29 protein-coding genes are annotated in these 25,455 nt (G+C 64.5%); 12 read left to right on the top strand and 17 right to left on the bottom strand.

The features are described 5' to 3' along the window. The first annotated feature begins 6 nt into the window (after window positions 1-6). A complete protein-coding gene (locus AC3WTO_RS28695; RefSeq protein ID WP_492464352.1) occupies window positions 7-300 on the top strand; it encodes a hypothetical protein in 294 nt (97 codons plus the stop codon). 78 nt (window positions 301-378) lie between these two features. Here AC3WTO_RS28695 and AC3WTO_RS28690 read toward each other — a convergent pair whose 3' ends face one another. The 3 genes from AC3WTO_RS28690 to AC3WTO_RS28680 are packed head-to-tail and all read right to left on the bottom strand — an operon-like array spanning window position 379 to window position 1,311. After that, window positions 379-543, bottom strand: coding sequence for a hypothetical protein (locus AC3WTO_RS28690; RefSeq protein WP_492464351.1), 165 nt, complete (start codon window positions 541-543; stop codon window positions 379-381). 58 nt (window positions 544-601) lie between these two features. Continuing rightward, window positions 602-979 carry a DUF1048 domain-containing protein gene (locus AC3WTO_RS28685; protein ID WP_492464350.1) on the bottom strand — a complete coding sequence of 126 codons (378 nt, stop codon included), beginning with the start codon at window positions 977-979 and terminating at the stop codon, window positions 602-604. A 2-nt stretch (window positions 980-981) separates the two neighbouring features. Beyond that, on the bottom strand, window positions 982-1,311 hold the full coding sequence (locus AC3WTO_RS28680; RefSeq protein ID WP_492464349.1) for a PadR family transcriptional regulator: 330 nt from the start codon (window positions 1,309-1,311) through the stop codon (window positions 982-984). A 207-nt stretch (window positions 1,312-1,518) separates the two neighbouring features. On the opposite strand from AC3WTO_RS28680, the gene AC3WTO_RS28675 reads away from it, so the two are divergent. Both AC3WTO_RS28675 and AC3WTO_RS28670 read left to right on the top strand, forming a co-directional pair. After that, window positions 1,519-2,715 (top strand): sensor histidine kinase, encoded by a 1,197-nt coding sequence (locus AC3WTO_RS28675; RefSeq protein ID WP_492464348.1) that lies wholly within the window; start codon window positions 1,519-1,521, stop codon window positions 2,713-2,715. Window positions 2,716-2,752: 37 nt separating this feature from the next. Continuing rightward, entirely contained in the window at window positions 2,753-2,926 is a 174-nt protein-coding gene (locus tag AC3WTO_RS28670; RefSeq protein ID WP_492464347.1) for a hypothetical protein, read from the top strand. 108 nt (window positions 2,927-3,034) lie between these two features. On the opposite strand, the gene AC3WTO_RS28665 is transcribed toward AC3WTO_RS28670, so the two are convergent. From AC3WTO_RS28665 to AC3WTO_RS28640, 6 genes are all read right to left on the bottom strand, one after another. Next, the gene (locus tag AC3WTO_RS28665; protein WP_492464346.1) at window positions 3,035-3,805 is read right to left on the bottom strand and encodes an iron ABC transporter ATP-binding protein; all 771 of its coding nucleotides are present in this window, start codon (window positions 3,803-3,805) and stop codon (window positions 3,035-3,037) included. Next, window positions 3,802-4,698, bottom strand: a complete 897-nt coding sequence (locus AC3WTO_RS28660) for an iron chelate uptake ABC transporter family permease subunit (protein WP_492464431.1) — start codon at window positions 4,696-4,698, stop codon at window positions 3,802-3,804. Before AC3WTO_RS28660 ends, AC3WTO_RS28665 begins: the two co-directional genes overlap by 4 nt. Before the next feature lie 52 nt (window positions 4,699-4,750). After that, entirely contained in the window at window positions 4,751-5,710 is a 960-nt protein-coding gene (locus AC3WTO_RS28655) for an ABC transporter permease (RefSeq protein ID WP_492464345.1), read from the bottom strand. A gap of 281 nt (window positions 5,711-5,991) precedes the next feature. Then, the gene (locus AC3WTO_RS28650) at window positions 5,992-6,933 is read right to left on the bottom strand and encodes a siderophore ABC transporter substrate-binding protein (protein WP_492464430.1); all 942 of its coding nucleotides are present in this window, start codon (window positions 6,931-6,933) and stop codon (window positions 5,992-5,994) included. 111 nt (window positions 6,934-7,044) lie between these two features. Beyond that, window positions 7,045-7,983 (bottom strand): alpha/beta hydrolase, encoded by a 939-nt coding sequence (locus tag AC3WTO_RS28645; RefSeq protein ID WP_492558464.1) that lies wholly within the window; start codon window positions 7,981-7,983, stop codon window positions 7,045-7,047. After that, a complete protein-coding gene (locus tag AC3WTO_RS28640) occupies window positions 7,956-9,977 on the bottom strand; it encodes a TonB-dependent receptor domain-containing protein (RefSeq protein ID WP_492464429.1) in 2,022 nt (673 codons plus the stop codon). Before AC3WTO_RS28640 ends, AC3WTO_RS28645 begins: the two co-directional genes overlap by 28 nt. Window positions 9,978-10,229: 252 nt before the next feature. Here AC3WTO_RS28640 and AC3WTO_RS28635 point away from each other — a divergent pair, with 252 nt between their 5' ends. Further along, complete coding sequence (locus tag AC3WTO_RS28635; protein WP_492464343.1) at window positions 10,230-11,741, top strand: glycosyl transferase family protein; 1,512 nt, start codon at window positions 10,230-10,232, stop codon at window positions 11,739-11,741. A 4-nt stretch (window positions 11,742-11,745) separates the two neighbouring features. On the opposite strand, the gene AC3WTO_RS28630 is transcribed toward AC3WTO_RS28635, so the two are convergent. Further along, entirely contained in the window at window positions 11,746-12,450 is a 705-nt protein-coding gene (locus AC3WTO_RS28630; RefSeq protein WP_492558463.1) for an ArsR/SmtB family transcription factor, read from the bottom strand. Between the two features lie 135 nt (window positions 12,451-12,585). Here AC3WTO_RS28630 and AC3WTO_RS28625 point away from each other — a divergent pair, with 135 nt between their 5' ends. Then, window positions 12,586-13,467, top strand: a complete 882-nt coding sequence (locus tag AC3WTO_RS28625) for a DMT family transporter (protein ID WP_492464341.1) — start codon at window positions 12,586-12,588, stop codon at window positions 13,465-13,467. A gap of 12 nt (window positions 13,468-13,479) precedes the next feature. On the opposite strand, the gene AC3WTO_RS28620 is transcribed toward AC3WTO_RS28625, so the two are convergent. Together AC3WTO_RS28620 and AC3WTO_RS28615 are read right to left on the bottom strand one after the other, a co-directional pair. Next, window positions 13,480-14,106, bottom strand: coding sequence for a glutathione S-transferase family protein (locus AC3WTO_RS28620; RefSeq protein WP_492464340.1), 627 nt, complete (start codon window positions 14,104-14,106; stop codon window positions 13,480-13,482). Beyond that, window positions 14,106-14,474: an ArsR/SmtB family transcription factor gene (locus AC3WTO_RS28615; protein ID WP_492464339.1), complete on the bottom strand. Its 369-nt coding sequence runs from the start codon at window positions 14,472-14,474 to the stop codon at window positions 14,106-14,108. The genes AC3WTO_RS28620 and AC3WTO_RS28615 overlap by 1 nt, the downstream gene beginning before the upstream one ends. 229 nt (window positions 14,475-14,703) lie before the next feature. On the opposite strand from AC3WTO_RS28615, the gene AC3WTO_RS28610 reads away from it, so the two are divergent. The 6 genes from AC3WTO_RS28610 to AC3WTO_RS28585 all read left to right on the top strand — a co-directional run bounded on the left by AC3WTO_RS28610 (window position 14,704) and on the right by AC3WTO_RS28585 (window position 21,968). Continuing rightward, window positions 14,704-15,552, top strand: coding sequence for an ABC transporter substrate-binding protein (locus AC3WTO_RS28610; RefSeq protein ID WP_492464338.1), 849 nt, complete (start codon window positions 14,704-14,706; stop codon window positions 15,550-15,552). Further along, window positions 15,549-16,679 (top strand): LLM class flavin-dependent oxidoreductase, encoded by a 1,131-nt coding sequence (locus tag AC3WTO_RS28605; RefSeq protein ID WP_492464337.1) that lies wholly within the window; start codon window positions 15,549-15,551, stop codon window positions 16,677-16,679. Before AC3WTO_RS28610 ends, AC3WTO_RS28605 begins: the two co-directional genes overlap by 4 nt. A 223-nt stretch (window positions 16,680-16,902) precedes the next feature. Then, window positions 16,903-18,732 (top strand): TRAP transporter large permease, encoded by a 1,830-nt coding sequence (locus tag AC3WTO_RS28600; RefSeq protein WP_492464336.1) that lies wholly within the window; start codon window positions 16,903-16,905, stop codon window positions 18,730-18,732. A 27-nt stretch (window positions 18,733-18,759) separates the two neighbouring features. Further along, the gene (locus AC3WTO_RS28595) at window positions 18,760-19,764 is read left to right on the top strand and encodes a TRAP transporter substrate-binding protein (RefSeq protein ID WP_492464335.1); all 1,005 of its coding nucleotides are present in this window, start codon (window positions 18,760-18,762) and stop codon (window positions 19,762-19,764) included. A gap of 167 nt (window positions 19,765-19,931) precedes the next feature. Next, window positions 19,932-20,366, top strand: coding sequence for a nucleoside triphosphatase NudI (gene nudI / locus AC3WTO_RS28590; RefSeq protein WP_492464334.1), 435 nt, complete (start codon window positions 19,932-19,934; stop codon window positions 20,364-20,366). A 270-nt stretch (window positions 20,367-20,636) separates the two neighbouring features. After that, the gene (locus AC3WTO_RS28585; RefSeq protein WP_492464333.1) at window positions 20,637-21,968 is read left to right on the top strand and encodes an MFS transporter; all 1,332 of its coding nucleotides are present in this window, start codon (window positions 20,637-20,639) and stop codon (window positions 21,966-21,968) included. Between the two features lie 42 nt (window positions 21,969-22,010). Here the strand turns inward: AC3WTO_RS28585 and AC3WTO_RS28580 are convergent, their stop codons facing one another. Then, entirely contained in the window at window positions 22,011-22,298 is a 288-nt protein-coding gene (locus AC3WTO_RS28580; RefSeq protein ID WP_492464332.1) for a hypothetical protein, read from the bottom strand. A 487-nt stretch (window positions 22,299-22,785) separates the two neighbouring features. Between AC3WTO_RS28580 and AC3WTO_RS28575 the strand changes: the two genes are divergently transcribed. Further along, the gene (locus AC3WTO_RS28575; RefSeq protein ID WP_492464331.1) at window positions 22,786-23,523 is read left to right on the top strand and encodes a Crp/Fnr family transcriptional regulator; all 738 of its coding nucleotides are present in this window, start codon (window positions 22,786-22,788) and stop codon (window positions 23,521-23,523) included. Window positions 23,524-23,838: 315 nt separating this feature from the next. Here AC3WTO_RS28575 and AC3WTO_RS28570 read toward each other — a convergent pair whose 3' ends face one another. The 4 genes from AC3WTO_RS28570 to AC3WTO_RS28555 all read right to left on the bottom strand — a co-directional run bounded on the left by AC3WTO_RS28570 (window position 23,839) and on the right by AC3WTO_RS28555 (window position 25,089). Beyond that, complete coding sequence (locus AC3WTO_RS28570; protein ID WP_492464330.1) at window positions 23,839-24,120, bottom strand: hypothetical protein; 282 nt, start codon at window positions 24,118-24,120, stop codon at window positions 23,839-23,841. Next, on the bottom strand, window positions 24,107-24,358 hold the full coding sequence (locus tag AC3WTO_RS28565) for a hypothetical protein (protein ID WP_492464329.1): 252 nt from the start codon (window positions 24,356-24,358) through the stop codon (window positions 24,107-24,109). The genes AC3WTO_RS28570 and AC3WTO_RS28565 overlap by 14 nt, the downstream gene beginning before the upstream one ends. Window positions 24,359-24,460: 102 nt before the next feature. Next, window positions 24,461-24,829, bottom strand: a complete 369-nt coding sequence (locus tag AC3WTO_RS28560) for a hypothetical protein (RefSeq protein WP_492464328.1) — start codon at window positions 24,827-24,829, stop codon at window positions 24,461-24,463. Continuing rightward, on the bottom strand, window positions 24,826-25,089 hold the full coding sequence (locus tag AC3WTO_RS28555) for a hypothetical protein (protein WP_492464327.1): 264 nt from the start codon (window positions 25,087-25,089) through the stop codon (window positions 24,826-24,828). Before AC3WTO_RS28555 ends, AC3WTO_RS28560 begins: the two co-directional genes overlap by 4 nt. Between the last annotated feature and the right edge of the window lie 366 nt (window positions 25,090-25,455).

Below are 25,455 nucleotides of genomic sequence, written 5' to 3'. Positions count from 1 at the left end.
TGAGACATGAACATCGCAACCTTCCCACGCAGCGCTCTCGCCCGGCCCCGCAGCTACTTCGTGGCCGAGAGACTTGAAACCAGCCTCCAGCCCGAAGCCCGTCGGGAGAAGCCCCGGACACGTCCCGAGATCATCGCGATCTGGAGCCCGAATCCGGATACCGGCCGCATCGAGTGCCGCTGGACAACCGACAGGGACGAGATCGCCGGATGGCTTTCCCGGCCCTGGATCGAGCGCGCCGGGATAATCCTCGCCGCGGCCCAGCAGGCGCGCTTCGCCAAGGGAGGGCGGCTGCGCTGACCGCTTCATGCGGCGCATTGCCGTCCAGGCTGCATCGCCAATCCGAGGCACCAATCGCCGCAGCGATGGCCCCGGGGATCAGTCCGGCAGATCCAGATTGACCAGCAGCACCACATAGAGAAGCGAAACGGCTGCCATGGCGCAGCCGATCCCGGCGTATACGCGCCGGGCGCGGCCGGTGGTCAGATAGGCTGCCGCAAGGAAGAACAGGGCGCCGAGCGGCAACAGAAACAGGATCGGCATCAGTTCTGCTCCGCACCGGTGATGGGCGTGATGGTGTAGAACCGAAAGGCGTCGACACTCATCGGACCAGCCTCGCCTCGTTCGCGGCGATGCGGTCGATGGCATCGACAAAGCGGCGGCGTTCCTTGTCGATCCAGCGGCCATCCTCGTAGTTCTTCAGGAACGCCTCGGCGAACTCGACCGGGTCCTCGCCGACAAGCGCGCGGATCGGGGTACCGTTGGCCGCGCTCTCCTCGAAGAGGTCGATCAGGTCCTCGATCATGGCCACCAGCGTCTCACCCTTGGTGATGCCGCCGAAATACATGAAGTAGCGGTCCAGCGCTTCGAGCGCCGCACGGTGGTTCTCGGGAAGCTGCTCCTTGCGCGCCTTGTATGCGCGGTAGCGCTTCTTGTGTTCGAGCGAACCGGTGATCTTCTCGACCCATTCCATGGCCATGATCATTTCCTTTCGGTGTGGAGCTGTTCGAGCCGGTCTGCGAGGAAGCTCCATGTCCCCCAGAACTCGTCGAGATAGTCGCGGCCCTGAGCGTTGAGGGAATAGACCTTGCGTGGCGGCCCCTTCTCGGACGGGATCTTCTCCACATCGACGAGACCGCGCTGCTCGATCCTGACCAGCAGCGCGTAGACCGTGCCTTCGGCAATGTCGGCAAAGCCGCGGTCGCGCAGCCAGGCGGTGATCTCGTAGCCATAGGCCGGCTGGCCCGCGAGGATCGTGAGCACGATGCCCTCCAGCGTGCCCTTGAGCATTTCGGTCATCTGCTTGCCCATGGCATTCCTTCCGCTACTCATTAATGCTGACTACCAGTACTTAGTAATGCTTAATAGAATGACTGTCAACACGCGTACCGAAGCGCGATGACGGCAGCACGACCGGGCACAATCCGACCCAGCCGGCCATGCGCCTGCAGATTTTTGGAACCGGCATGCGGCGAACGGATTTTCTCCTGTCCATGCATCATAGGATCGGAGGGTATCATGCGGGCCAAGGCAAACGACCGGATCGAACCCGACCAGCCGCGCTCCAATGCGGAGACCGATGCCGAAGCGCAGGCGCGCCTGGCCGCCATCGTCGATTCCTCCTCCGACGCCATCATCAGCAAGGACCTCAACAGCGTCATCACCACCTGGAACGCCGCGGCCGAGCGCATGTTCGGCTACACGGCGAGCGAGGCGATCGGCCAATCCGTGCTGATGCTGATCCCCGAACGCCTGCACAGCGAGGAGAACGAGATCATCGAGCGCATCCGCAACGGCGAGCGCATCGGCAGTTTCGAGACGGTGCGACTGCGCAAGGACGGCACGACGATCCATGTCTCGCTGACCATTTCGCCGATCGCCACCGCCGACGGCAGGATCATCGGCGCTTCCAAGATCGCCCGCGACATCAGCGCGACCCGCGAGAACGAACGTCGCATCCGGCTGCTCTTGCGCGAGGTCAACCATCGCGTGAAAAACCAATACGCCGTGATCCTGGCGATGGTGAAGGAAACCAGCCGGCGCGCCACGACGCCGGAGGACTTCGAGCGCCATGTCCGCGACCGCATCGCCGCGCTTTCCCGTTCGCACGACCTGCTGGTGCTGTCGGACTGGTCGGGCGCCAGCGTCGCCGAACTGGTGCAGGAACATTTGAAGCCGTTCGGGCACGAGGAGCGCATCAAGGTGTCGGGCTCGCTGCTGACGCTGAACGCGCGCTCGGTGCAATATCTCGGCATGGCCCTGCACGAACTTGGCACCAACTCGGCCAAATATGGCGCGCTGGCCTGCCCCAGCGGCTCGATCGAAGTGACCTGGCAGGTGACGCCGGGCGCATCGGGCGCGCCGGCGCTGCAGCTCAGCTGGGAAGAACGCTTCGCCGGCGAACCGATGTCCTGTCACCAGAGCAACCCGCGCGGCTTCGGCAGCATCGTGCTGCTGCGGGCAACGCCACAGGCGCTGGACGGCAGCGCCGAGATCGACCGGAGCACCGGTCATGTGCGCTGGCAGCTGACCGCACCGATCGACAGCGTGACGGCAGTGCGTGACAATGAGGAAGAGCCGGCGCTCAGCCAGCAGGTGTTCGACCCGATCCGGCTGGTCCGCTCACCGTCCTTGCGCGACAACATGATCCGCAAAGCCCCTTCTGCCACGCGCCCGATCCAGGCGGGCACCATGATCGCAAACGGAGCCGATTGAGTCCCGCGTTTCAACCCGCCCCCCACAGGAGGCTCAGATGCTGCAGAACGAGATTTGGCTGCTCCTGCTTACCGTCGCCCCCATCCTTGCCGCCGGCCTGATCGGCTTCGCCATGCTGACGCGGCAGGAAAACGGCGCCGCCGAAAGACGGGAGGATGAGGCGACCCTGAGAAGGTTGTACAGACACAACGGGCCGAGCTTCCGACTCTAGGCGGATTGCGTTGAACCGCCATTCACGCCAGCGCCCTTTCGCCGCCGGCTCCCGAAACAGGTTCCGCCTTTCCGGATCGGGCACCGGCGATGGCCGGCGCGACCGGTCTCAGCGGACATCGCCGCGATAATAGAGCGCCATCGGTTTGCCGCCGACATCCATCACGGGAAAATCGAGGTCATAGATCTCGGCCAGCACTTGCGAGCGCATGAGGGCGGCAGGCGAGCCCTGATTCAGCAGCCGACCGTCGCGCATGGCGACGATGTGGTCGGAATAGCTGGCGGCGAAGTTGATGTCGTGCAGCACCAGAACGACGGTCTTGCCGAACTCGTCGACGGCACGGCGCAGCAGCCGCATCATCGACACTGCCTGCTTCATGTCGAGATTGTTCAGCGGCTCGTCGAGCAACACGTAGTCGGTGTCCTGGCAAAGCACCATCGAGACGAAGGCGCGCTGGCGCTGGCCACCGGACAGTTCGTCGAGGAACCGGCCGGCGAGTGCGTCAAGCTCGAGATAGGCGAGCGCGCGCTCGACATGCTCGTGGTCTGCCGCCGTCGGCCGTCCCTTCGAATGCGGGTAGCGGCCGAAGGCTACCAGCTCGCGCACCGTGAGGCGCGAGGACATGGAATTGTCCTGCCTGAGGATGGCGAGCTTGCGCGCCAGCACATCTCCGGGCGTGGTCGTGACATCGAGGCCATCGACCGTGATGGTGCCGGCGTCCATCGGCATCAGGCGGCTCATCATCGACAGCAGCGTCGACTTGCCGGCGCCGTTCGGCCCGATGATCGAGGTCATGCCCTTTTGCGGCAGGTCGAGGCTCACTGCATCGACCACAACGGTCCTGCCATAGGCCTTCGTCACCTTGTCGATGCGGATCATCGTCTTGCTCCGGACAGCAGCAGCAGGATGAACAGCGTCCCGCCGAGGAATTCGATCAGCACGCTGAGCGCGGTGCTGAAGGCGAACAGGCGCTCGAGCAATGTCTGCCCGCCGACCAGGACGATGATCGAAAGCAGGATGGCGACCGGCAGCACGACGGCGTGACGCGCGGTGCCGGCCAGATGATAGGCGAGGTTGGCGACCAGCAGGCCGAAGAAAGTGACCGGGCCGACCAGCGCCGTCGCCACCGAAACGAGCACGGCGACCAGGATCAGCAGCACCGTCACCACCCGGCTGTGGGCGATGCCGAGGCTGATGGAATGTTCGCGCCCCAGCGCCAGCACGTCGAAGGTGGAGAAGAAGCGCCAGCCGACCACCGAGGCGATCAGCACGGCGAGCGCCGCAACGGAGAGGATCTCGCCATGCACGGTGTTGAAGGAGGCAAAGAAGCGGTCCTGCAGGACCATGAAGTCGAGCGGATCGATCATGCGCTGCAGGAAGGTCGACAGGCTGCGGAACAAAACCCCGAAGACGACCCCGGCCAGAAGCAGCAGATGCAGGGAGCGCACTTCGCCGGACAGCAGCCAGCGATAAAGGATCGCGGCGAACAGCACCATGGCGGCTGCATCGATGACGAAGACGGCGCAGGGTCCGACCAGGCTGGAGTAGCCTGCCCCGAACAGGAAGACGACGCTGGTCTGGACGAGCACATAGAGTGCGTCGAAGCCCATGATCGCGGGCGTCAGGATGCGGTTGTTGGTCAGGGTCTGGAACAGCACCGTCGACACGGCGATCGAATAGGCGACGAGCAACAGGGCGGCCAGCTTGGCACCGCGAAACGGCAGCACGAAGCTCCAGTTGCCATTGGCGCCGAGCGTCATGAAGGCGGTCATCGCGGCCAGGGCGAGCAGCGACAGCAGCGCAATGAGAAAGAAGGGACGACGGCTAACCAAGCTGCCTCCGCCGGCGCAGCAACAGCGCCAGGAAGAAGGCGCTGCCGACGACACCCATGATGGTGCCGACGGGGATTTCGTAAGGAAAGCGGATGATGCGCCCGGTGATGTCGCAGGCAAGCAGCAGCCCGGCGCCGAGGATCGCCACCCAGGGCAGCGAGCGGCGGACATTGTCGCCGAGCGCGATGGCGACGATGTTGGGAACGACCAGGCCGACGAAAGGGATCATGCCGACGGTAGCGACGACACCGGCGGTGACCATGGCGACGATGACCAGGCCGAGCCGCAGCAGGCGCCTGTAGTCCAGGCCGAGATTGGTGGTGAAGTCTTCGCCAAGGCCGGCAGCGGTGAAGCGGTCGGCGGTGACATAAGCGAGCGCCGCCAGCAGGAAGGAGACCCACAACAGCTCGTAGCGGCCGCGCAGCACGCCGGAGAAATCGCCGGTCGTCCAGGCATTGAGCGCCTGCAGCAGTTCAAAACGGTAGGCGATGAAGGCGGCGACCGCGCCGATGATGTTGCCGAACAGGATGCCGACCAGCGGCACCATCAGCACCGAGCGCAGCGGTATGGCGCGCAGGATGCGCAGGAACATCGCCGTGCCGGCGAGCGCGAAGACCGAGGCGACGAGCATCCTGACGAAGATCGGTGTCTCGGGGGCGAGAAGGGTCACGGCCAGGATGCCGAGGCTGGCCGAATCCACCGTGCCCACCGTCGACGGCTCGACGAAGCGGTTGCGGGCCATCATCTGCATGATCGTGCCGGCGACGGCCATCGACACGCCGGCCAGCATGATCGCCGCCGTGCGCGGGATGCGGCTGGCCAGCATGATCTCAGCGGCCCGGCTGTCCGCGCCCTGGCCGAACAGGGCAAAAGGCGAGATGTCGCTGACGCCGACGAAAAGGCTGACCAGCGCCAGGCAGGCAACGAGCAGGATGGCGGCGGCTATCTTCAATGCAATTTCCGGGAGGCGCTTTCGGGGGACCGGGCCGTGGTGGCTGGCAGCGTCGCAGCCAGTTCCTTCTCCCCTTGTGGGAGAAGGTGGCCGAGCCGCAGGCGAGGTCGGATGAGGGGTGTTGGACGGAGTGCTGCCTTCACCATTGTCTGCCAGGATCGATGCGAAGTGAGCAGTTCTGTTCGGCCTCGTTTCTTCCAACACCCCTCATCCGGCCCTTCGGGCCACCTTCTCCCACAAGGGGAGAAGGCAGCGCCGCGTGTACGAACACGCTGCCCAACTCACTCACCCGGAACGTCGAAAGCCTTCGAGACCTGTTCGATGCTCTGGTGCAGTGCCGTCAGTCCGCCGCCGACCAGGTACCAGTTGGCGGGCTCCAGATAGACGACATGGTTCTGCTTCCAGGCAATCGTCTGCCGGACCAGTTCGTTGTCGAGGAAGGACTTGGCCGGGCTGCCTTCGCGGCCGATCGCTGCGTCGCGGTCGATGACATAGAGCCAGTCCGGATTGGTCTTGAGGATGTATTCGAACGAGACGGGCTGGCCGTGGGTGCCGTTGTCGAGGCCGGTGGCGGCGGGCGCGATGCCGAAGGCATCATGCAGGACGCCGAAACGCGAACCCGGCCCATAGGCGCTGATGCGGCCACCAGTGGTGAGCACGATCAGGCCCTTGCCCTTGCTGGCCGCCTTGGCTTTCAGGGCACTGACGGCGCCGTCGAGTTCCGCGACCGCCTTTTCAGCTTCCTGCTGCTTGCCGAAGATGCGGCCAAGCGTCTTCACATTGTTCTCGACCGAGCCGAGATAGTCCTTGGCATTGCTGGTGAGATCGATGGTCGGCGCGATCTTCGCCAGCTCGGCGAACTTGGCGGCGGAACGGCCGCCGACGATGATGAGATCGGGCCTGGCGGCATTGACCGCCTCGTAATCCGGCTCGAACAGCGTGCCGATCTTGGCGTAGCTGTCGGCATTGAACTTGGCGAGATAGGCCGGCTTCGGTCCGCCCGGAACGCCTGCCACCGGCACGCCAAGACGGTCGAGACTGTCCAGCGTGGCGAGGTCGAAGACCAGGACCTTGGCCGGCTGGCCGCTGAGCTTGGTCTCGCCCTGCGCGTGGCTGACGGTGATCTCCTGCGCCTGCGCGGGCAGACACGCCAACACCACAAGGGCCAGAGCAATTCCAGCAAAAGTGTGGGCGGTTTTGCGTCCGGAATTACGTAAGAACAATGAGATAGCGCAGTTCCGGTGGTTCGAAGAAAACCGGAACTGCTCTATCGAGGCGATGAGAGGGCTGATCTTGCTGAACATTGTAGCTGCCTTTCAACTTGCGCCTGCGGCCTATTGGCCATCGGGCATTTTCGATGCATCGGTTGCGGGGCTGACACCGAGCAGCGCGAAGCGCAGCGCATCGGCGACGGCGAGAGGGATCATGCTGCCATGGCTTTCATCGGCGAACTGGTGGTAGCCAAGCGTGAGCCGGCTCGCCTTGAGGGTGTCGTGGACATCATGGCCGTTGGGCCCGGAGCGCAGCGTCTCGATCTTCGCGATGGTCCCGGCGTCGGCCCCGGGTCTCCGGGCGCGCTTGCCGCTCGTCTCGATCAGCAGCCGCCTGCCCTCGCCCGAGGACGGCGCGCGCAGGAAGGTCTGCATTTCGTTGAGGATCGAGCGTCCGTTCCACCAGATCGACGGGTCGGCGGCGATGTAGGCCTGGAAGGCGTCCGGCTTCGAGAAGAGCACATGCAGGGCAAACAGCCCGCCCAGCGAATGGCCGAAAAGCGCCTGGCGTGACCGGTCGACCGCAACACGGCGCTCGACCTCCGGCTTGACCGTCGCCTGCAGGAACTCGAGGAAGGCATCGTTTCCGCCGGTTTTCGGCGCGCTCATGCCCGGCGGGATCAGCTCGGCCGGTGTCGACGGCGTCAGGTCGAAGAAGCGCAGGCGCACGATCTCCTCGCGGTTGTCGCTCGGATAGCCGATACCGACCAGGACCGCCCGCATCTGCCGATCGCCAGCCAGCGCCTGCCGGGCAAGATCGAAGGTGGTGTTACCGTCGATCAGGTAGATAACCGGATAGCCTTGCGCGGGCGGTGGCCCGTCAGGCACGGAGAGGAAGATTCTGTGGACGACATCGCCGGGCCCGCCGAGATCGAAGCTCAGGCGCGCCGGCTCATCGGCCATCGCCGTACCGGCGACGGCAATGACCACCGCCGCGGCCCCGATCATCGCTTTGCGCACCCACCCGACCATTGTCAGAAGGTCGACCTGAGGCTCATCCACAGCCGCCGGCCTTCGACCACGGCATTGTAGTCGTTGGTTTCGACGCGCTTGTCGAAGATGTTGTAGATCGCCGCGTTGAGCGTGACGTTCTCGTTGAAGGTGTAGGACGCGCCGATGTCGGCGGTGAGATAGGCGCCGTATTTGCGGGCACGGATGGTCTTGCCGTCGCTGTCGTAGACCGGTGCCCCTTGCGTGCCGATGCGCAGGCCGGAATTGATCTCGGAGCCATGGTAGTTGCCGGCTGCCCAGGCGCTCAGCCCGTCAATCGGCGTCGTCCAGTCGGCGCGGACGTTGCCCATATGCGTCGGCGTGCGCGTCAGCGGCAGGCCGGCGAAGCTGCCCGTCTGCTGTTCCGAGTCGGTATAGGTGTAGCTGGCGCGCAGGGTCAGCGAGTCCATGACCTGCCAGTCCGCCGTCAGTTCGACGCCCTGCAGCACGGCATCGTCGATGTTGTAGCTGTACCAGAGGCGGTAGTTCGGATCCTCCTTCCAGCGCGCGAACGAGCCGTCCGGATTGTAGACCAGCGCGTTCGAGATCTTGTCCTTGAAGTCGGTGTAGAAATAGGTCGCGCCGGCGCGGAAGTTCGACAGATTGTCCCACAGCACGGTCGCCTCGTAGCTGAGGCTCTTCTCAGGCCTGAGGTTAGGGTCGCCGATGATGACGCCGCAGGTGCCGCTCGGCCCGTAGGTGCAGTTGGCGCCGCCGGTGGTGTAGGCATAACCCGGCGCTATGGTGCGGATCTCGGGCGCCTTGAAGCCGGAGGAAACGCCGCCCTTCAGGGTGATCTGGTCGGTGGTGTGCCACACGCCATAGACACGTGGGCTGAAATGCGAGCCATAAATCTCGTGGTTGTCCATGCGCAGCCCGCCGGTGAGGGCGAAATCCTCCGTCAGCTGCCATTCGTCCTCGGCGAACAGCGCCCATTGCCGGATGCCGAACTTCTCGTCCTTGCCGGTGCGCCTGCCGGGATTCTGGTCGGTCAGCGTGGCGTCGATGAACTGGCCGCCGGTGACCAGCGTGTGCTGGCCGAGCATCTCGAACGGGGTGGTGAACTTGCCGTCGACGACGGTGTTGCGGATCTGCGGCGAGCGCTGGTTTTCGACAAAGCGCGAGGTGCGGCCGTCCCAGTTGAAGTTGGTGCGCTCGGCCCATTCCTGCGAGATCGAGAAATCCGAAGTCGTCCAGCCCCAGCGCCCGGTGTGCGACAGCGACCAGTGATCGCGATCGTTGTAGTTGTAGCTGTTGCTGGTCGCGGTGTTGCCGACGCTGGCTTCGCGCCGCAGGTTGGTGCGTCCGGCCTCAAAGACGAAGTCATGGTTCTCGTTCGGCGTGAAGGTGAGCCGCCCGGTGAGGTCGGTATCCTTGTATTGCGGATTGCCGGCGCTGAAGGTGTCTTCCGCGCGCTTCAGGCCACGCCCCCACAGTTGCGCACCCACCAGTCCCGGAATGATCGGCCCGCTGGCATAGATGCTGCCCTGCGCCGAATTGCCGTAGCGCGAATGCTGCTGCACGGTGCCGTCTATGGTGGCGGTTCCGGTCCAGCGGTCGTCGACCTTGCGGGTGATGATGTTGATGACGCCGCCCATGGCATCGGAGCCGTAGAGCGACGACATCGGCCCACGCACCACTTCGATGCGTTCGATGGCGCCCACCGGCGGCAGGAAACTCTGCTCGAAACCGGAATTGCCGTTGGTGCGGGCATCCCGCGTGCTCTGCCTTTTGCCGTCGACCAAAAGCAAGGTGTAGGCGCCCGGCAGGCCGCGAATGTAGATGTCCTCTTCGCCGGCGGCGCCGGTCACCGCCACGCCCTGCACGCTGCGCAGCGCATCGGTGAGGTTGCGGTAGGCGCCCTTCTCCAGCTCCTCGCGGGAGACGACCGTGATGCTGGCCGGCGCGTCCTTGACGTTCTGCTCGAAACCGGTCGCCGTGATGACGATGCGGTCCAGCAAGGTCGACTTCTGAGCCGGCTGCGTCGCGGGGGCAGTCTGGGCCATTGTGCCGGAAACGGAGGCGGCGAGCAGGCCGAGGGCTGCAGCGCCACAAGACAGGCCCGACTTCAGGCGTGACCGCCGCGTCCGAAACGCTCCGGTGTTGCCGCGCGAAATGTCCCACCCCGCCATCATCAATTCCCCGCTCTTCAAAACTCGCGTAAAGAAAACTTGAGTAAGTTAGTCGTCTTTTCTGATCGCGCCGCGGGAAGGTCAACGCCTATGTTTCGGAACGATTCCAAATTCAGGAAAACGCAAATGGCGGCGGACCAGGATATGGGCACGGATATGCAGGGCGGCGGCCGGAAAGCGCCTGCTGCCAAGCGCCGCCCGATCGAAGCGACACACCCGGCCTCGTCCTATCTTGGCAGGCTGCGACTGCTGGTCGCGCTCGACTGCCTGCTGGTGGAAGGCAGCGTCACCAGGGCAGCACAGCGGCTCGCGCTGAGCCCGGCCGCGGTCAGCCGGCTGCTTGGCCAGGCGCGCGCGCTCTATGGCGACCCTTTGCTGAAGCGTTCCGGCCGCAGGCTGGTGCCGACGCCGCGCGCCGAGTCGCTGCGCAACCGGCTGCGCGCGCTGGCAGCCGAAACCGAGCGGATGATGGACCGCAACATGCCCGAAACCGAACGCGCCGGGCCGGACCCGGCAATTCTGGCAAGCTGGCAGCGCGAACCGATCGTGCAGGCGCCACCACTGGCGATGCGGCCGGCTTTCCTGCTCGACGACGAGCCCGGCCCCGAGGCCCTGGCGTTGCAGCTGGCCGGCATCGAAAGCGATGGCGACCCGCGCCGGCGGCTTGCCAAATACATCGCCGTGGTCGGCCGCAAGTCCGGCAATTCGCGGCCGCTGGCGCTCGCGGAATCGCAGGACGCCTTCGCGACGATCCTGCGCGGCGAGGCCGATCCGATGCAGGTTGGCGCGCTGCTGCGCCTGATCAGCTATCGCGGCGAGACAGCGGCGGAACTCGCCGGGCTCGTCCAGGCGGCCAGGGACAGTTTCGAGAGCGACGGCATGAACGGCGCCGATCTCGACTGGCCGGCTTACCCATCGCCGCGCTCGCTGCGGACACCGTGGTTCGTGTTGTCCGCCTTGCTGGTGGCGGCTGCCGGCCATCGCGTGGTCATGCATGGTTCGCATGCCGGCGGCAGGCTGGAACGCGCCGTGGAGACGATCGGCATCCCCGTTGCCCTGTCGATCCCCCGGGCATGGGCAGCGCTTGGTGAAAAGAACATCGTCTACCTGCCGCTGGCCGGGTTCGGCGCGCGGCTGCAGGGACTAATGTCACTCTATCCGCTGTTCGAGTCGCGCAGCTCAATCAATTCGGCGGTGCATCTGCTCAACCCGCTGCGCGCGCGAACCATGCTGCTCGGCGTCTCGCAGCCGGCCTATCGCGAACTGCACCGGGACACCGCCCAGTTGCTTGGCCACGGCGATCTTTCCATCGTCGCTTCCAGCCGCGACGTCGCGGAGTGCAATCCCTTCCGGGCAATAACGCTGCACCGTCTGGTGAATGGCCGGCCGCTCGACCTGATGACCACGGCCCAGCCAGAGTCCCTGTCGCAAGGCATTGGTGGTCTCACCAGCCTCGAATACTGGATGGCAGTGTGGTCGGGCGCCGCACGGGACACGCGGGCGACGGAGATTATCGTGCTGACGGCGGCGCTGGCCCTGATGACGATCCGCAAGGCACCGAACGAAGACCTGACCTCCTATTGCCGGCTGGCCGGGGACCTGTGGGAACACCGGCATAAATCCAGACGGCCACATTGACCGCTTACGACCGGTCCGACCGCTGCGCCACCGTGGCAGCGATGCCAAGCTCTTCGCAGAAGAAACGCGTACCGGCGGCTGTCACCAGCAGAGAACGCCGCTTCGGCCCGGCCAGAAGATAGCCCCGCGCCAGCAACATCTCGGTCAATCGCGCGCCGAGATAGCCGCCGAGGTGATGGCGGCGCTCGGTCCAGTCGAGGCAGAGCCGTGCAAAGGGGCGACGGCCGGGCGGCGGCGGGAGCGGCCGATCCCACTGGCGCTCGAACCAATGCCGGCCTTCCTCGCTGAGTTCGACGCCGTCCTGTCGCAAGACAGCGAACCCGCGCGCCGACAAACTGTCCAGCAAAGCGACGCCGAGATGGCCGGCAAGATGGTCGTAGCACAGCCGGGCATGGCAGAGCGCCGCGTCGTGGCGAAGCCGCTTCGTCGGCGGGTTCGTCCAGTTGGTGAGGTGCTCCAGCATCTCGGCGACCTCGCTCGACGCCAGCCGGTAGAAGCGGTGGCGCCCCTGCTTCTCCACCGTCAGCAATCCACCGTCGACCAGTTGTCCCAGATGCTGGCTCGCCACCTGCGGCGAAGCGCCTGCCAGCACGGCCAGCTCTCCAGCCGGGCGGCATGTGCCCTCGCTCAGATGCTGCAGGATGGCTGCCCGGACGGGATCGCCCAGCAAGGCGCCAAGTTCGGCGAGCGATCCAGGAACTCTTTCCATCGGCATCAGTCCGGCGTTTCGGTCCCCGATCATGAATGGTTGCAGCTCGCAATGCTAAAGGAAATCCTGAAACATCGCAGCCGTCCGGCCGGCAGAGTGAGCGCCTGTGCAACAGGCACGTGGAGAGCTCACGCGATGCGACACGAAAAACAACTCGGCATCCTGCTGATCCTGGGGTCGGCCATCGCCTACAGCCTGTCGGGATATTTCACCCGATCGATCGAACTCGATGTCTGGACGATGCTGTTCTGGCGCGGTGTTTTCGGCGGAGCCTTCATCGGCGCCTATGTGTGCTGGCGCCACAGCGACGATATCAGCGGCGCCTTCAAGGCAATGGGCATGGCCGGGCTTTGGGTCACAGTCCTGTCAGCCATCGCCACCATCAGCTTCATCAATGCGCTTCGCCTGACGCCGGTCGCCGACGTCATGACCATTCACGCCGCGATTCCGTTCCTGACGGCGGCTCTCGCCTTCGCCTTCACCGGCGCGCGTGAGGACTGGGCCACCTGGGGTGCCAGTCTTCTCGCTTTTCTCGGCGTCGCCATCATGGTGAACCCGCAAGGCACGACGGAGCATCTGGCGGGCAGCATGCTGGCCGGGATCATGGCGCTGTCCTATGCCGCGATGATGGTCATCATTCGAAGCAACGAACACGTCTCGATGCTGCCGGCGGCATGCCTGTCGGCTTTCGCCTGCGCGCTTCTGGTGCTGCCGTGGGCCGACCCCATCAATGTCGGCATGCCTGCCCTGTTCGAGCTGTTCCTGTTCGGCACCGTACAGTTCGGCATGGGGCTGCTGCTGATGACGGTCGGGACACGGCTGATTTCGGCGACCCGTTCCGCCCTTGTCGGCAGCCTGGAAAACCCGCTCGCACCGCTCTGGGTCTGGCTTGCCTTCGGCGAGGCGCCGGCGCTGGCAACCTGGATCGGCGGTACCATCGTGATGGGCGCAGTGATGGGCGAGATGCTGCTCAAATCCCGGTATGGTCAACGGCCACTCACCTCGAGGGTCGAATAGGACAAGCATTCGCTACGGCAGCGGGATCGCTCCGGTGAAGTGCGGCACTGCATAGCCTCGGATCACCGCAGGCCGGGCGGCGAGTTCGAGATACCAGCGGCGGACATTGGGGAAGTCGTCGAGGTCGACTTTGTGGCGCGCGAAACGCGACACCCAGGGCCAGATGGCGATGTCGGCGATCGAATAGTCGCCGGCGATGTATTGGCGGCCTTCGAGCCTGGCTTCCAACGTATCGTAGAGCCGGCGCGTCTCGGTGCGGAAAATGTCCTCCGCATAGGGCGCCTTGCCGGGATTGTAGGTGAGGAAGTTGTGGGCGTGGCCGAGCGTCGGGCCGAAATTGCCGACCTGCCACAACAGCCATTCCAGCACGTTGCGCCGGGCGGCCGGCTCCTGCGGCAACAGGCGCCCGGTGCACTCGGCGAAGTGGATCATGATGGCGCCCGACTCCATCAACATGCTGCCGTCGTCGAGGACGACGGCGGGGATCTTGCCGGAAGGACTGACGGCACGGAACGCCGGCTGGTCCTGCTCGCCACGCGTGATGTCGACGGCATGCGCCCGGTAAGGCAGCCCAAGCTCCTCCAGCAGGATCGAGATCTTCATTCCGTTGGGGGTGATCCAGGTGTAGAGGTCGATCATCAGTCGAACATCATTTCTTCGACGGCGAGACCGGAATTCATGGCACGCCGGCTGGTGACGTCGTCCAGTCCGGCGAACAGCTCGCGCAGCATGCCGACCAGACGGGCAACGCGGATGTCGGCGACCTGGTAGAGGATCGACTTGCCGTCGCGCCGTCCCTCGATCAGACCGGCTTCCCGCAGTTCGCCGAGCTGCTGCGACAGCGTCGGCTGGCGGATGCCGAGCTCCTCTTCCAGCGTGGCGACCGAGCTTTCCTGTTCCATCAGGAAGCACAGGATCGCCAGCCGGTTGGGATTGGCGAGATGCTTCAGCAACTCGCTGGCGTCGCCGACGCTGGGACAGAGTTTCGGGGATATCGGCTTGGTCATCGGTCCTGATCCGGGATCCTGATTTGACGCTTCATAAAAAAGTATAGTGACACCACCCGCCCGACAAGCACGGCGCCATGCCGTTTCAGGGGCCGCAAAGGAAATGCCGTTGCGGGCCGGATCGACGCGATAAAAATCCTTTCCGCCCGATGCAATTGGCATGAGCGCACTCGGATTCACTTCATAAAAAAGTAAATTGATATGGCAATCCATAAATACGATAGAAATTATGAAGATAGGCGTTCACCCCTCCAACCTGCACCTGATGCTGGCCCGCTCCTGGCCCGGCGCCTTCGCATCGCTGACCCCGCAATTCGTGCTCTATCCGGAAGGCCGCGACACCGGCCGGCTGCTGCACGAAGGGCGCATCGATTTCGGTGGTACCGGCTCGACGCCGCCGATCGTGTCGGAGGCCAATTCGCTGCGCGTCTCCTACCTCGCCGCATCGGCGCCGCGGCCGGCCAATGGCGGCATCTTCGTGCGCAAGGACAGCGCCGTGCGCAGTGTCGGCGGCCTCAAGGGCAAGCGCGTAACCCTCATCGACGGCTCCTTCCACACCTATCTGCTGGCGCGCGCCATTGAAGGCGAAGGCCTGCGCCTGCCCGACATCGAGACGGTCGAGCTGAAGCCGGAAGACTCGCTCGACGCACTGCTTTCCGGCCGGGTCGACGCCTGGATCGCCATGGCGCCACGGCTCGAGAAGGCGCTGGAGCGCGATGACATCCGGCTGATTGCCCGCTGCGGCGACACCATTCCCAACCGCTCGGTGTTCTGGACACTGGCCGGACGCAGGAACGCCAACGACGCCAAGGCCGAAATCCTGGCCGAGCTTGCCCGCGTCGGGCGCGAGGTGCAGGCCGAGCCGGCACGCGCGGCAGCGCTTCTGGCGGCAGCGCGCATCGGCGATGGCGACGCGGCGGCCTGGGAACGGGTGATCCGCTCGCGCGATTTTTCGGTCGTGGCGGCGGATGCCGCCGTCGTCCAGGAACAACAGGACGAGGCCGATACGCTTTATCGGCACGGCTATCTCGACCAGCCGGTGCAACTCGGCTCCAGCAATGAAAAGGTCCCGGCATGAACGTGCTCTGGTACATGTGCGCGCCGGACGGCGCTTATCCCTGGCAGCCGGAAGGCTCGCGCCAGGTCGACTACGGCTATTATCGTCAGCTCGCCCAGGCCTATGACCATCTCGGCTATACCGGTGCGCTGTTCGCCACCGGCGCGCATGACGTCTGGGTGCTGGCGGGCGCGCTGTTGCCCTATACGGAGCGGCTGAAGTTCCTGGTCGCCATCCATCCCGGCCTGATCGCACCGACGCTGCTGGCCAAGATGGCGGCGACCTTCCAGGAATTCTCCAAGGGCCGACTGCTCGTCAACATCGTGTCGGGCGACGCCAAGATGCTCGGCGCCTACGGCATGACCATGCCGCATGACGAACGCTATGACATGGCGGACGAATATCTCACCATCTGGCACCGGCTGTTCAAAGGCGAGACGGTCGATTTCCAGGGCAAATATCTCAGTACGGTCGGTGCCAAGCTGGCACTGCCGGTCGGCGAAAGCATCGCGCCGCCGCCACTGTGGTTCGGCGGCTCCTCGGACAAGGCGCTCGAGGTCTCGGCCAAGCATGTCGACACCTACCTGTCCTGGGGCGAGACGCCGGAGCAGATCAAGGCCAAGGTCGATGCCGTCAAGGCCAAGGCAGCAAGCCATGGCCGTACGCTCGACTACGGCATCCGCCTCTATGTCATCGTGCGCGAGACCGACAGCAAGGCGTGGGAAGCGGCCAGCGACCTCTATGCCCGCATGGACGAGAGGGCGATCGCCGCCAACCAGCGCTTCGTCTCGAATTCCGACTCGGTGGGTCAGCGACGCATGAGCGCCATGCATGGCGGCGTCAAGCCGGACGACCTGCGCGAGCTCGAAGTCGCGCCGAACCTGTGGGCCGGCATCGGCCTGGTACGGCCGGGGCCGGGCACGGCGATCGTCGGCTCGCCCGACACGGTGATCCGCACGCTGGAGGCTTACAAGGAAGCCGGTGTCGATACCTTCATCCTGTCCGGCATGCCTTTGCTGGAGGAAGCCTACCGCTTCGGCGAAAGCGTGCTGCCGCGCCTCGACGTCAAGCGCGAGGTCTCCCAGGCCAAGAACTTCACCTGGTCGACCCTGTTCGACCGCGACCTTTCCAAAGCGTCTGCGGGCTGATGCCAGGACAATCACATATGGTGCAAATTTCCCCTCTCCGTCTTGCCCTTCTGGCAATCCACCTCTCCCCGCCTTCGGCAGGGCGAGGAACGGCAACTCAAGCGCCGGCACCCCTCCAGCTTGGGTTCCTCGCCCCCGCAACGCGGGGGAGAGGTGGCTCGGGCAAAGCCCGAGACGGAGAGGGGGCCTCCGCGCCACATGCGATTGCCCCGAGGCTGACCCCATGAGCGCTCTCGATATCACCGCACCCGCGCCCGCCTCGGGCGCCGCCCGGCAGGCGGCACGGCTGCTGCGCTGGCTGGAAAACGGGCTCGGCGCGGTCTGCGCGCTGCTGCTGGCCGTGCTTCTGGTGGTGGTGCTGGCGACCGTGCTGCTGCGCTATGTCTTCTCCACCGGCCTGCTTGGTGCGGAAGACGCCGGCATCTGGCTGCATGTGGCGCTGATCGCGGCCGGCGCGCCGCTGGCCATCAACAGCGCGCTGGCGATGCGGCTGGACATCTTCGTGCGGCGCATGCCGGCGGTGGGCCAATCCATCGCCGATGTCGTCGCCGACGTCTTCTCGGTGCTGACCGGCCTGGTGCTGTTGTTCGGCGGCGCCACCATCGTGGCCAAGCTTGGCGGCATCTCGCCCTCGCTCGGCCTGCCGGAATGGATCCGCTTCGGCTTCCTGGGTGCGGGCGGTGCGCTGGTGCTGCTGGCATTGGCGCTCAGCCGCGTGGCCGAAGGGCGCAGCGGCCAGTTCATCCTCGCCGCCATCATCGGCGCAGCACTTTATGTCGCTGGGACACGGTTTTCCGTGGAAGTTTCCTGGCCGCCGAGCCTGGTACTCGGCATCATCGCCGCCATCGGCCTGATCGTGGCAGCACCCTTGCCCCATGCCTTCCTGGCGGCTTCCTACATCGCGCTCCTGTTCGGCTCGAGCCTGCCGGAAGCAGCGATCGTCTCGTCCACCGTCACCGGCCTGTCGAAATTCCTGCTGCTGGCAATCCCGTTCTTCCTGCTGGCCGGCGGCTTCCTGACCATCTCCGGCGTGGCCGGACAGATCGTGCGCTTTGCTGCCGCACTGGTCGGCCATCGCCGCGCCGGCCTTGGCCAGACCGCGCTGCTGACCAGCGTGCTGTTTTCCGGCGCCTCGGGCTCGTCGGTCGCCAATGCCGCCTTCGGCGCGGCCACCTTCCAGCCGGAGCTGGTCAAGCGCGGCTATCCGCCGGCGCAGGCCGGCGCGATCATCGCCGCGACCTCGGTGCTGGACAATGTCATCCCGCCCTCGATCGCCTTCCTGATCCTGGCGGCAGCGACCAATCTTTCGGTCGGCGCGCTTTTGGTCGGCGGCTTCTTCGCCGGCGGCGTGATGGCCGTGTGCCTGGCCGTGGCCATCCACTTCACGGTGCGCGAGAACACCACGCAGCCACGCGCCGACGCCACCGAACGCTGGCGCTCGGCCATCGGCGCCATCCCGGCCTTCGGCCTCGGCGTGCTGGTGGTGGTCGGCATCCGCTTCGGCGTCGTCACCACCACAGAGGCGGCAGCACTCGCCGCCCTCTACGCGCTGCTGCTCGGCGTCTTTGCCCGGCTGCGTGCGGCCTCGCTCTACGAGGCCGTTCGGCAGGCCGCGGTCGAGGCGTCGGCGATCGGCCTGTTGATCGGCAGCGCCGCGCCCTTCGCCTTCCTGCTCGCCGTCGACGACATTTCGGGACTGGTCTCCAGCGTCGCCACCAGCCTCGGCGCCAGCGCGCTCGGCGTGCTGATCGCCATCAACCTGATCCTGCTGGTGGTCGGCCTCGTGCTCGACATCGGCGCGGCCATCCTCTTGTTCTCGCCGATCTTCCTGCCGATCGCGGTGGCCGCCGGCATCGACCCGATCCATTTCGGCGTCATCCTGGTGGTCAACCTGATGATCGGCGGGCTGACGCCACCGGTCGGCATGCTGGTCTATGTCGTCTCCGGCGTCACCCGCATTCCGGCGCCGACATTGTTCCGCGCCATCCTGCCCTACCTCGCGGCGCTTCTGGTTTCCCTGGCGATCCTGAGCGCCTGGGCCCTTCTCTTCTGACCCATTCTCAAGCAACGGATCCTTATCATGAGCAAATTCATTAGCCGACGCAGTTTCCTTCAAGCCACAGGGGCCATTGCGGGCGGCGCCCTGCTTGCCCCTGCCATCATCGGCCGCGCCCAGGCAGCAACGAAGCTGACGGTTGCCTCGCTGTTCGGCGACGACAAGCCGGAGACCAAGATCTGGTTCAAGATCCGTGACATCGTCGAGGCGAAGCTGCCGGGGCAGTTTCATTTCAACATCGTCAAGGACGGCGCGCTGGGCGGCGAGAAGGAAGTCGCCGAAGGCATAAGGCTCGGCTCCATCCAGGCCAGCCAGTCGACCGTGTCGTGGCTGACCAGCTGGGTGCCGGAGCTGCAGATCCTCGACCTGCCCTTCCTGTTCCGCGACGCCGCCCATGTGCGCAAGGTCGTCGACGGCGACGTCGGCAAGGAGCTGAAGCAGAAGCTGCTGGCGCAGGATTTCGTCGCGCTCGACTACATCAATTACGGCGCCCGCCATCTGCTCGCCAAGGAAGAGATCGTGCGGCCGGAGCAGTTGCAGGGCAAGCGCATCCGCGTCATCCAGAGCCCGCTGCACACCAAGCTGTGGAGCGCCTTCGGCGCCACGCCGATCGGCATTCCGATCACCGAGACCTACAATGCGCTGGCCACCGGCGTTGCCGATGCCATGGACCTGACCAAGTCCGCCTATGCCGGTTTCAAGCTCTATGAGGTCGTGCCCTACCTGACCGAGACCGGCCATATCTGGGCCTCCGGCGTGGTCTATTTCTCGAAAGGTTTCTGGAATGGCCTGAACGACGAGCAGAAGACCGTGTTCCAGGCCGCCGCCAGCGAAGGTGCCGCCTATTTCAACCAGCTCATCGTCGAGGACGAGGCGGTGTCGGTGGCGAAAGCCGCGGAGAAAGGCGGCCATGTCGCGCAGCCGCAGGACCGCGCCGCTTGGGAAAAGGGCGCCAAGGGTGTGTGGGAGAGCTTCGCCGGGACCGTGGGGGGCCTGGACAGGATCGAGGCGATCCGCGCGGTGGCCTGATCGCCGGAGCAAGGGTCGATCCGGCGCTTGCTGGCAACTCGATGAGCGTTGGGAGCGCTTGCTCCCGACGCCCATGGCCTATGAAAAAACCTGGCCTTGCCGGGATCGACAATACGGCGAAGATGACGCAGCAGTCCCGGTGACCAGGACTGCCAGCGGAGAGGCAATTGCGCCAGCGTATCATCGTGTGCCCACTCATCCAGAACCAGGGCGCCTACCTGCTCTGCAGGATGCCGACCGATCGCGGCGTGTTCCCCGGGCAATGGGCACTTTCGGGCGGCGGTCTTGAGCCAGGCGAACGCCTGGAAGAAGGCCTGCGTCGCGAGATCCGCGAGGAACTTGGAGAGCGGCTGCTCATCACGACAATCAAGCCATGGCGCTTCCGCGACGACATCAGGACAAAGACCTATGCCGACGGCTCGACCGAACAGCTGCACATGATCTACCTGATCTTCGACTGCGAAGCCGGCAACCGTGACGTCACCCTTAACGACGAATTCGACGGACATGCCTGGGTGGAGCCCGAACGCCTCCAGGACTACGATCTCAACGTGGCGACAAGGCAGACGTTCATGGAAAGGGGAATCTTGCCGGCGGTGTGAGCGGGATCGGCGCCTCTATCTCCCCCCTTGCGGGGGAGAAAGCGATTTCAGCATCTTAGCGAGCACGCCCGCAGGGCGGCGCAGTCTAAGTGCTGGAAATCGCCAGAGAGGGGATTTGTCGGCACCTCGCCGACAGTCTGCGTCGTGTCCTGCACCGGCAAGAGAAAGGCTCATTGCGTACCCCTCAGCTGCATATCCCCTCTCTTGGATTTTCTACGACTTAGACTGCGCCGCCCTAAAGGGTGTGCTCGCTAAGATCGTGAAAATCCTTTGTCCCCCGCAAGGGGGAGAAAAGGGCGCGCCTGGCCCCACTCCAGAGCGGTCCGGTATGGGCACACGAAGTGGACCTGTGAAACCCGCAAAATCCAGGCAAAGGATAGGACCGCTTTTCATGAGGTCTTGGCCAGCATGCGGTCTTCCCACGCTTATCTGCTCTTCATCGCGACGCTTCTCACGTCGGTCGGCTATGGCGCGACATTCCTGCTAACGATGCATTTCCGCGCCCTCGGCGGCAGCGAGATCGAGACGGGCGTAACGCTGAGCGGCGCGATGGTCGGCACGCTGGTCGGTGTGCCGCTGGTCGGCTGGTTCGCGAACCAGATCGGCGCTGCCCGCATGGCGGCGCTCGGCGCGGCGCTGATGGCCGCCGGCTATGTCGGCCTCGCATGGATCTCGGCCGTCGCTCCCACAATCGCAGTGGCCGGGTTCTTCATCGGCCTCGGCTGGGGAACGTTTTTCCTGGCTGGGCCGATGTCGCTTTCCGTCCGCGTCACCGACAGTGATCGTGGCTTCTGGTTCACCCGCTATGGCGCATTCCAGATGGGTGGGATCGGCTTCAGCCCCATCGTCGCGACTGCGCTGATCGACCATGTCGGCCTGACGACGGCTCAGGCCTTCGAGGTCGTTGCCGCGTCGACGGCATTGGCCGCGCTGATGCTGGTGATGTTCGAGAGGATCGCGCCTTACGACCGCAAGGCAGCGGCTGTCGCCAGCCGAGGGAACTGGGTGGTGGCGCTGCCGTCGATCGCACGGACAAAGGCGCTCTATCCGATCGTCATGGTGGGACTGGGCGCCTGCGTGTTCAGCGGCATGCTGACCTTCCAGACATCGCTGGTCGAAGGAACCGGGCTGAAGGCCAGCACCTATTTCGCGGTCAACGCCATCACCGTCGTGGCTGCACGCTTTACGCTCGCGCCGCTGCTCAACCGTGCCGACGGCAACAAGGCTTCCATCGTCCTGCTGATCCTGATGTGCCTCAGCGTCGCCGCGGCCTTCTGGCTCGGCCTGGGCGTTGCAGTCCAGGTCGCCAGCGCGATCCTGCTTGGGCTGGGATACGGGCTGGTCTATTCGCTGATCCAGACACAGGCCGTCAACGATGCGCCCGCGGAACACCGCAACGCCGCGCTGACCTGGTTCGTCATCGCTTATTTCGTCGGCATCTTCGGTTTCCCGACACTGGGCGCATGGCTGATCGTTCATGCCGGCCTGCCCTGGTTCATTACCGCCATCCTTGCATTCGGTCTGGCCGAACTGGCAATGGCGCTGGCCCGCCAGGCCAGAGGCTCGATCTTTCGCCGGCCCGGGCCGGAGATTGCAGGCTGAAGCCCTCGGACGTGGTATCCGGAGCGTCCCGAACCAGCCGCCCTACAAGCCCTTGTTCGGCACATAGAGGCACAGCGAGCGTGGCGAACCTGTCTGGCCGCCCGGCTTGCACTCATGGAAGAATTCGTCCCGGGAAGGCCGGATGCGGCGATCGCTGTAGGGGATGAGTTCGCCTGTCGAGAGCAGGTAGCCTTCCCGCGTTTCCTGCACATCGGAGGCCGGAGCCTGGTAGCAGTCGAGCCCGGAACAGCACTCGATGTCGTAGCTCCAGCCCGCGGGCGCGTCATGTGCAGCGGCTGGTGCGAACACAAAACAGAGCAGCACCGCCACCGCGACACTGCGGCCGGGGAGATGATCCGCGGTTTTTGAATGAAGCCCTCTCCGGGCCTGGCGTGGCTTCCACATCGCTGACCACCTTGGGCTGAACACCCTGGCAGCCTCCGCTGCCTGTCATCTGCGAACCTGAAATACGCAACAACGCCGTAATGATTTTCTTCAACGCGCGATTTTGGCGAAGGTTCCACGAAGTCGAAAACATGTTTGCAAAACAAAAACCACGACGGATGGAGCAGGTTATATTCCGCAAGAAATCATCCGGGGCGGAAGGCCTGGACCAGGCCACGACATCTTCTGTGCGATGATCCCTGGCGATATCGTTGCACTCGCGGCAGCCGGGCCGGGATTGCCTGTGCTGCCCGATCGTGATCGGGTGGCCGCAGGCCGATGCGGCGAAAGAAGCAAGCTTCCGCATGACTATGAACATTTCTCCGCTTCTCGCGTTGGCTATGAATGAGCCAAGCAGAAAGGACCGGTTGCCATGCATGGATCGCTCGAGACGGTGGACAACAACCTGCTGCGCGCGTTGCGGCCGGACGACTGGGCCATTCTGCAACCGCATCTGGAAGACTGGTCGGCACAGTCGGGGGCACTGATCCACGAGCCAGGCGACACGGTTCGTCATGCCTATTTTCCGCGCGGCTCGAGCCTGATCTCTTATCTCGTCGTGCTCCGCGACGGCCGAGGCATTGAAACGGTGCTGGTCGGCCGCGAAGGAGCCGTTGGCGGCATCGTCAGCCAGGGAAAACTGCCAGCCTACGCCCGGGCCGTGGTTCAGGTCGGTGCTTCCTTCTGGCGGATCGACGTGCAGGACCTTGAAAAGGTGAAATCCCAGTCACCGAGCCTGCGGCATCTGCTGACGCGCTATGCCGACTGCCTGCTGGCGCAGATTTTCCAGTCGGTGGCCTGCAATGCCGCCCATACGATTGAACAACGCACCGCCAAGTGGCTGCTCGCGGCCATGGACCGGACCGGCAGGCACGACCTGACGCTGACGCAGGAGCACCTTGCAGCCATGCTGGGGGTTGGGCGCAGCTATTTGGCCCGTGTCTTTCGCGACCTGCGCAGCGAAGGCATCGTCGAAACGAAACGTGGCCACGTCGTCGTGCTCAAGAAGAGCCGGCTCCGCTCGATTGCCTGCGAGTGCAACAACGCCGTCACCCGGCATTTCGACAACGTGCTGAAAGGGGTTTACCCGAACGGCCAGGACGAGGTCTAGAAACGCTGAAGGGCCGGACCGGCCAGTCGCCGGTGTCTGTCGGCGAAAGGTATCCCAGGCATACGGTGTTCTTTGAACCAATCGACGACTGGCGGGTTATTGGAAGGCTTCATCGAAGTACTCCCAACTGCGCTGCCCGGCTCTTTTCCCGGCAGCGCTTCTTTTTGGAACGGCAGCCGTCGTCGCCGGTTTCAACAAGACTGGTGGTCAGTCCCTCCGACCACCAGAGCGCGAGCGCCGACCCGGTATGTCCACATTCCGTACCGGGTCGGTACGCGCAGCGGCGGCGGCGCTTTCACCTTCGATCGAATGCGCTCAAGGCTTCCGGCCGGCGAAGCGGCGTGCTTCGTTTCGGTGGTTGAGCGACACCATGCCGTCAGTGGCTTTCGATCGGCTGAGGCCAGTCATGGCTTGGCCGTCCACATGTGCCGGCACGCCCGTAAATACGTGATAGACGGTCCAGGTCTGATCGATCTCAACACGGCGGCCATATTGGCGGTCCGCGCCTTCGGGTAGTTGCGCGCCACCTTCATTGTCCCAGACGCCAATCGCAAGCGAATGCCGGTCGAGCGCGGTGCCATTGCTATGGGCGTTCATGGTGATAACTCTCCTCGAAATTCTCGTTGGCGCACAGCAGGCCGGAATAGAGCCTGTGGCCGTCGCTATCGGTAATGGCGAACGCATCCGGCTGCTGGGGCATATTCAAGCTTTGAGAGAGGTGCCGCGCGATTTCCATGGCGACGCCCAGATCGGCAGCTTCCGCGATCTCGCGACCGACGACGGCATGCGCGTCGTCGGCCTCCCGGGTACGGTAGAACTCGATCACGATTTTCATCGTCGATGCTCTCTCCGTTCCGGGTTTCGTTGCAGCCGTCAGGCCTTGCCCTTGCCGCGCAAGGCATCGCTGCCGCCGGCGGCAGGTTTGCCGAACGGGCTTTCAGGTTTGGGCAGGCGCTTGTCCTGCTTCGGCTTTCTGATCTCGCGATTGCTGCGTTGCTGCCCCTTGGCCATGGCCGAATGTCCTTTCGATGAGAGTGGCGCCGTCCCCGGCAGGCGACGCGCGCACCGGTTCGAGATGGTCTTGCGTGGTCACCCGCTCATGGCGCTCGCCATCGTTGCGGATACGGTACTGCGGCGAGCCGCCTTGCGGCGGAAGCGTGCCGGTGACGTGGTAGACGTCCTCGGTTTTCGGGAATGTCCCGAAATTTCCCTTCAGCCGGACCGCCTGCCCAATCGCGAACAGATGCGTAAGGGTTTCCCGGCGTGCCGGACGAGCCGGGCGGTGAAGACTATTTGCTGCGGTCATGAGTTGTTGTGGTCCTTTTCCAACGCGGCATCGAGGTCCGCGGGATTGATCGGAAACATCTGGCGTGTCGGACCTTGCTGGCCGACTGCAGGCAGATGGATGAAAGTGGCGACGCGCTGCCAGGCAAGCCAGGACATTCCCTCCAGCGGTTCCTCGTCATGATCGACGCGGTAATCGCCGGCTGGCTGCGGCGCATCGAAACCAGGCAGCAGGAAGGCTGAAGAAAAGTGGACGACAGTCTGTCTGCTGCGGCTGGTCATGGCGTTGTCTCCAAGGGAGCACGCTGATGCGCGCCCAGGCACGGCATCATCGGAACAGGCACGATCATTGGCACCGCCAGTACATCCGTGGTCAGTGTCAGCGCTCGTTCCGTTCCGATGAAGCGACGCATCGCGCCGGGTCGGCACATGAACGTTCGCTATCGATAATTCGGTGGTAAGTGGCGGGTCTCTGACACCGCAAAGCCAGTCGGCCAAATCAACGAGACTTTTCTATGCGCCTCGATTGAGTTTTAAACAAGGCGTTATAAAAAATATTTCCAGATTTTCTTTTGCAAGACCCGTTATTTTTCCAGATTTCCCGAGAAAAATTCTCGCATAACAAAAACAATCGCGACCCTGATTATA

It is taken from the genome of Mesorhizobium sp. EU05-FHT14A09 (assembly GCF_058790995.1).
The sequence above is the reverse complement of the archived record's forward strand: the minus strand, read 5'-3'. Positions and strand labels throughout refer to the sequence as shown.

What these genes read in the sequence shown, in the direction of transcription:
- AC3WTO_RS28695 (WP_492464352.1), top strand. Translation starts at nt 7, where the DNA reads ATGAACATCGCAACCTTCCCACGCAGCGCTCTCGCCCGGCCCCGCAGC.
- AC3WTO_RS28690 (WP_492464351.1), bottom strand. Translation starts at nt 543, where the DNA reads ATGCCGATCCTGTTTCTGTTGCCGCTCGGCGCCCTGTTCTTCCTTGCG.
- AC3WTO_RS28685 (WP_492464350.1), bottom strand. Translation starts at nt 979, where the DNA reads ATGGCCATGGAATGGGTCGAGAAGATCACCGGTTCGCTCGAACACAAG.
- AC3WTO_RS28680 (WP_492464349.1), bottom strand. Translation starts at nt 1,311, where the DNA reads ATGGGCAAGCAGATGACCGAAATGCTCAAGGGCACGCTGGAGGGCATC.
- AC3WTO_RS28675 (WP_492464348.1), top strand. Translation starts at nt 1,519, where the DNA reads ATGCGGGCCAAGGCAAACGACCGGATCGAACCCGACCAGCCGCGCTCC.
- AC3WTO_RS28670 (WP_492464347.1), top strand. Translation starts at nt 2,753, where the DNA reads ATGCTGCAGAACGAGATTTGGCTGCTCCTGCTTACCGTCGCCCCCATC.
- AC3WTO_RS28665 (WP_492464346.1), bottom strand. Translation starts at nt 3,805, where the DNA reads ATGATCCGCATCGACAAGGTGACGAAGGCCTATGGCAGGACCGTTGTG.
- AC3WTO_RS28660 (WP_492464431.1), bottom strand. Translation starts at nt 4,698, where the DNA reads ATGACCGCCTTCATGACGCTCGGCGCCAATGGCAACTGGAGCTTCGTG.
- AC3WTO_RS28640 (WP_492464429.1), bottom strand. Translation starts at nt 9,977, where the DNA reads ATGGCCCAGACTGCCCCCGCGACGCAGCCGGCTCAGAAGTCGACCTTG.
- AC3WTO_RS28635 (WP_492464343.1), top strand. Translation starts at nt 10,230, where the DNA reads ATGGCGGCGGACCAGGATATGGGCACGGATATGCAGGGCGGCGGCCGG.
- AC3WTO_RS28630 (WP_492558463.1), bottom strand. Translation starts at nt 12,450, where the DNA reads ATGGAAAGAGTTCCTGGATCGCTCGCCGAACTTGGCGCCTTGCTGGGC.
- AC3WTO_RS28625 (WP_492464341.1), top strand. Translation starts at nt 12,586, where the DNA reads ATGCGACACGAAAAACAACTCGGCATCCTGCTGATCCTGGGGTCGGCC.
- AC3WTO_RS28620 (WP_492464340.1), bottom strand. Translation starts at nt 14,106, where the DNA reads ATGATCGACCTCTACACCTGGATCACCCCCAACGGAATGAAGATCTCG.
- AC3WTO_RS28615 (WP_492464339.1), bottom strand. Translation starts at nt 14,474, where the DNA reads ATGACCAAGCCGATATCCCCGAAACTCTGTCCCAGCGTCGGCGACGCC.
- AC3WTO_RS28610 (WP_492464338.1), top strand. Translation starts at nt 14,704, where the DNA reads ATGAAGATAGGCGTTCACCCCTCCAACCTGCACCTGATGCTGGCCCGC.
- AC3WTO_RS28605 (WP_492464337.1), top strand. Translation starts at nt 15,549, where the DNA reads ATGAACGTGCTCTGGTACATGTGCGCGCCGGACGGCGCTTATCCCTGG.
- AC3WTO_RS28600 (WP_492464336.1), top strand. Translation starts at nt 16,903, where the DNA reads ATGAGCGCTCTCGATATCACCGCACCCGCGCCCGCCTCGGGCGCCGCC.
- AC3WTO_RS28595 (WP_492464335.1), top strand. Translation starts at nt 18,760, where the DNA reads ATGAGCAAATTCATTAGCCGACGCAGTTTCCTTCAAGCCACAGGGGCC.
- AC3WTO_RS28575 (WP_492464331.1), top strand. Translation starts at nt 22,786, where the DNA reads ATGCATGGATCGCTCGAGACGGTGGACAACAACCTGCTGCGCGCGTTG.
- AC3WTO_RS28570 (WP_492464330.1), bottom strand. Translation starts at nt 24,120, where the DNA reads ATGAACGCCCATAGCAATGGCACCGCGCTCGACCGGCATTCGCTTGCG.
- AC3WTO_RS28565 (WP_492464329.1), bottom strand. Translation starts at nt 24,358, where the DNA reads ATGAAAATCGTGATCGAGTTCTACCGTACCCGGGAGGCCGACGACGCG.
- AC3WTO_RS28560 (WP_492464328.1), bottom strand. Translation starts at nt 24,829, where the DNA reads ATGACCGCAGCAAATAGTCTTCACCGCCCGGCTCGTCCGGCACGCCGG.
- AC3WTO_RS28555 (WP_492464327.1), bottom strand. Translation starts at nt 25,089, where the DNA reads ATGACCAGCCGCAGCAGACAGACTGTCGTCCACTTTTCTTCAGCCTTC.